This is a genomic window from Achromobacter marplatensis, from assembly GCF_049060505.1.
Taxonomy (GTDB): Bacteria; Pseudomonadota; Gammaproteobacteria; order Burkholderiales; family Burkholderiaceae_B; genus Achromobacter; species Achromobacter marplatensis_A.
Genome location: NZ_JBMGRB010000024.1, coordinates 1 through 4067, shown reverse-complemented (window position 1 = coordinate 4067; position 4067 = coordinate 1). Strand labels below are relative to the sequence as shown.

4 protein-coding genes and 1 pseudogene are annotated in these 4067 nt (G+C 52.9%); all 5 read right to left on the bottom strand.

The features are described 5' to 3' along the window. Positions 1–98: 98 nt before the first annotated feature. A complete protein-coding gene (locus tag ACI0FO_RS29330) occupies positions 99–506 on the bottom strand; it encodes a hypothetical protein (protein WP_416032083.1) in 408 nt (135 codons plus the stop codon). 46 nt (positions 507–552) lie between these two features. Then, positions 553–2574: a pre-toxin TG domain-containing protein gene (locus tag ACI0FO_RS29325; RefSeq protein WP_416032082.1), complete on the bottom strand. Its 2022-nt coding sequence runs from the start codon at positions 2572–2574 to the stop codon at positions 553–555. Positions 2575–2658: 84 nt separating this feature from the next. Continuing rightward, positions 2659–2754 (bottom strand): annotated as a pseudogene (locus ACI0FO_RS29320) (hemagglutinin repeat-containing protein); the annotation flags it as partial. Positions 2755–3147: 393 nt separating this feature from the next. Further along, on the bottom strand, positions 3148–3501 hold the full coding sequence (gene imm2, locus ACI0FO_RS29315; RefSeq protein WP_416032081.1) for an Imm2 family immunity protein: 354 nt from the start codon (positions 3499–3501) through the stop codon (positions 3148–3150). After that, positions 3501–4067 (bottom strand): deaminase domain-containing protein (locus tag ACI0FO_RS29310; RefSeq protein ID WP_416032080.1); only part of this gene is annotated, 567 nt, incomplete at its 5' end. The genes imm2 and ACI0FO_RS29310, both read right to left, overlap by 1 nt.

Sequence of the window (4067 nt, the reverse complement as noted above, 5' to 3'; positions counted from 1 at the left end):
ACACACTGCGCACGACCGTGCCGCCGGGAAGGCCAACACTGGCGATCTGGACGGGTCCGGGCGCTTTGCCGCCGCTGTTTATTGATTCTTATCAATATTCAAATGAACTCTATTTTGCACTCCGATAGTGGAAATGAACAACCATCAGAAATAACAAATTTATCGCCTTCGATTCGGGCGAGTAATAAACCGCGAGAACTCGCCCCTGCTTCAACAGCAGCTTTCCAACCAGCAACATCACCATGATAAGACAAGGCGTGGAATAAAGTTCCGGCGGGTAGACCAATACGGCAACTATCAGCAACGACACCACCACTTGTAGCAATTATTGGTGCCGCCGAATCCAGAAGCAGCCTAAACTGCTTTTTCGCCGTATTCTTACCATCATCTTCATAGTATAGAAACTCAGTACCATCTATAGGCTCCACCCCAGGGATAGAACGCTCAGCACGCCGCTCAATCTTTCCGCCGAAGATTCTCTCCAGTTCTTCAAGTTGGTTAGCCATTCTGCACCTCAATTTTTAGTTGGCGTAATTATAAACTTAAAGTTCCTCACTCCCGCATCAATAAAAATCTTGGAATAATAACTAGCCAACTCTGGGCTATTGGTATGATAAACAGCCCCCCGTCAAAGGCTGATGAGTATTTCTTAGCCTGCTCTACCATCGCCGCTTGTTCAGCCGTCGACCATTGTCTGGAACCGGAGGGGCTTGCTGGATTTCGGATTGAGCTGCTCCAGTCTTCAACAAATTTTGCCTCAACAGCGGTTTTCTTCCCGCCGATAAGGATCACATCATCAGCAACGCCGTTGACAATATTTCCATCTACTATCGTCGTGAATTGCCGCTCTTCGAATGTTAACGAGCTGCCATACATATCCCGCACGCCACTTTCATAGCTTTGCGCCTTGTCGATAGCCCGACCGCCGCTAATTTTAATGGGACCAGTGGTTTCCAGCGCTGTCGAAGTCCCTTTCGTTACCCCTCCCAGTTTGCCAACATCAAGAGCCTTATCTGCCTCCGCAAATACATGGACCGCTTGCCCGCCTTTCTTAAGCATGCCGCCAACCACCGGCACAAGCCCAATGGCGGCAAAGTACTGATTCGCCTCGTCTCCGGTCGCGGTCTTCCCCGTCACCAGTTCATACAATGCACTGACGTTTGACACCCCTGGCGCCAGATCCAACACTGCTTGCGCCAGTGCGTCGGCTTTCTCCTTGGTCAAATCGGGGTAATGGGTCAGCGTAAGCGCTACGTCATACGCAGCCGCCATCTGATCCGCTCGCGCCCATCCTGTTTCGAGACAATTATTGTCGGCACCACATGCCGCCTCCAGGCCTCCCACCAGCTCCGCCTTCATGCGAGCCACCTTGTCGCGATTCTTATAGAGGCTGTTGTTCTCCACCTCTATACGCGCCGCGATCTCCGCGGGCACGGCAGCCGACGGATCAATCGATGCGGCAATGCCAGCAACGATGCTGCTTATCAGGTTGACGCGCGCTTGTTCCTCTTCAGGCGTCAGCTTCTTGCCATTGACAGCGTCAGTGCTATCCAGCAGTTTGCTCAAGACCACGCCTGAAAGCGCGCCTGCCCCACCAGCACCGCAAGATGCGCCTTGGGCGGCCGCTCCGGCGCAACCCAGCTCCGCATGTAGCGCGGCATGCCCGACGGAACCTTCCCCGCCCAGCGCACCACTAATTTCCTTAATTTTTGCCGCGCCCAGCGTCTGCAGGTAATTCACCGTGGCGGCCTGAATGAACTGCCCTGTGCCTCCCATGACGTTGCCACTCGCAGCGCCCAGGATGATGGTCCCCCACTGGCTATAGCTTCCCTGAGCGCCCCACTTGCTTTCAAGGTCGGCGTGTTCCTGCGCGGCTTTTGCACGCTCCGCGTATGAAAGGGATTTATCTTCCGATCGCTCCTTCGCGTTTTGCGTTTCCTTCGCCCGATTCGTCAAAAACTGCCCTACCTGCCGACTGGCTTCCGACGCAATCTCAAACCCCGCCTCGATCTTCTCCTTGTCAAAGATCGGCTTCAGCGCATTCAACGTATCGGTCGTGTCTCGGTTCAACGACGCGATCGTCTCCTCCGCAGTCTTGCCGGTCAGGACAAGTTGGCCAGCCCCATCACGAATGACTACACTGCCGCCGCTGATCGCACTGTATGTCGTCGAATCGGCATTCCCAGATGCCGCAACGACCACGGGCATACCGGCGGACATTCCATCGCTGTTCGTCGGTAAGCTCGTGCCAGGCACCTTATCCGCACCGCCCGCCGCTTGCCCTTTCGAGTTCGTACCGACATCACCCTGCTTAGCTTCCCCTCCCCCTCTGCCTCCCCAGCTATATCCACCGCTGAGCGCGACCTGATCAGCCTTGTAGCGCGCGGTATTCTGCAAGTCTTTGACGATAAGCGTGCCTGTGGACAGCTGATTCAGGCCGTCTGCCACAGCCTGCTCACTGCTCGATATGACGCCACCAATCAGCGTGGTGTTCTGGCCCACGTTCACCAGAAAACCGCCGTCACCCGCGTTCAGCCCCGCCTGCTGTGTAGCGGTCTGGAAATTGCTGTCCATCCTGCCTTGCGAGACATTTCCGGAGACGGAGCTTTTGCAGTAGCCGTAAATGCAAATGCTGGCTTGAATGCCGGCGCTCTGCTGCTTGGCATCGTAGGTGCTGGTGTCTTGCAGCGTCTCGATTCGAAGATTCTTGCCGACCGAGGCGATGATCTGATCTGCGCTGGCTGTTGCGCCGATCAGAATGAAATAAGGTGTCAGACTGACACCTTATTTTCGCGCCCATCTGCAGATCTTGTTATTGATCCACGAGTTAGCGACTTTCTTGCTGTAGCTATTCGGCAAATTGGCCGACAGCCGAAAACTGAGGCCGGCCTATGAATCCAACAGCCGGAAAGACCGGCCGACCATCTCGCTGCTTACGCTTGTGGCCATGGTTTATGCCGAATGGGCTCAGGCCTTGACCGAGACGTCTGCTCTTGGGCTCTTGCAACACCATCGAGCATTGCCGGACTCATTGAATGGCGGCGATAAATTCGTGGGAAACCTCAGTGCCTGAAACCTTTTTTTCTGATACATAACCCCCCGAAACAAACACCATCCGCATCTGTTTAATTACGCGAAATTTCGCAACTAATATAAACCCAAACATTTAAGATCGGACCTTAGCTCCGCCGCCTCCTCAAATGGTAAACCATCCAAAACAGAGGATATATCTATTTCGGAAAGCAGTTCTCCGATAATACGCATATGGTAATTTCTGACATGCTCCGAAGACCTCCCGGCCGAAAGCACAATAGCCAAAACCTCTAGCATTAATTTTTCAATCGGCATATCAAACGAGTTCTCAAGCTCACCATAGGCATAGCCCACTTCGCTTTCGCCCTCGACCCACGCACCCCCATGACTAATCTTAGCCCTGCAATAATCGTAATAACAACCTAAAAACCAGGCCCGTATTTCACCATAAGTCACACGTTCTTCCATCACTGCGTCTTCCTTGGCGGACGGAGCATAACTCCTTGATTGTCAGAAATATTTACTTCCACATTCGGATACTTTGCCTTGAACTGCTCGGCAACATTAAGGCAACTCGCACAAGCAGCCTTTTCCGTCAGTATATTTACTGTTCCTCGTATCGACGTATTATTCCCCAGCTGGCCGGCAATATTATCGAAAATTTTATATTCGGTGTCCATCCCACGATGAACCATGTCTCCAGCCTTGTTGGGTACCGTTTGTGCGGTGAAGAGTCCGTTACCGGAGCCAATAAGTCCCTTACCCGCCTCCGAAACCCGACTGTGTGCAGCCATCTGTTTCGGTATGCCTGGAATGTCGATTTCTGCAACCGCCACATTGCCACTGCGGCGCAATGAAGATTTTGTAGTGGTCGGCTGTGTAATACATTTCCACCTCCGATCCAAGATTGGGCCAAGATCAACTGTGCCTTGGAGAACCTGACTAGTTTTTTGATTAACAACCTCGATGCCATCGATGAAGCGAGTGGTGTCTTTTGCACCAACTACCTCAAGCACTGGCAATAGGCCAATACC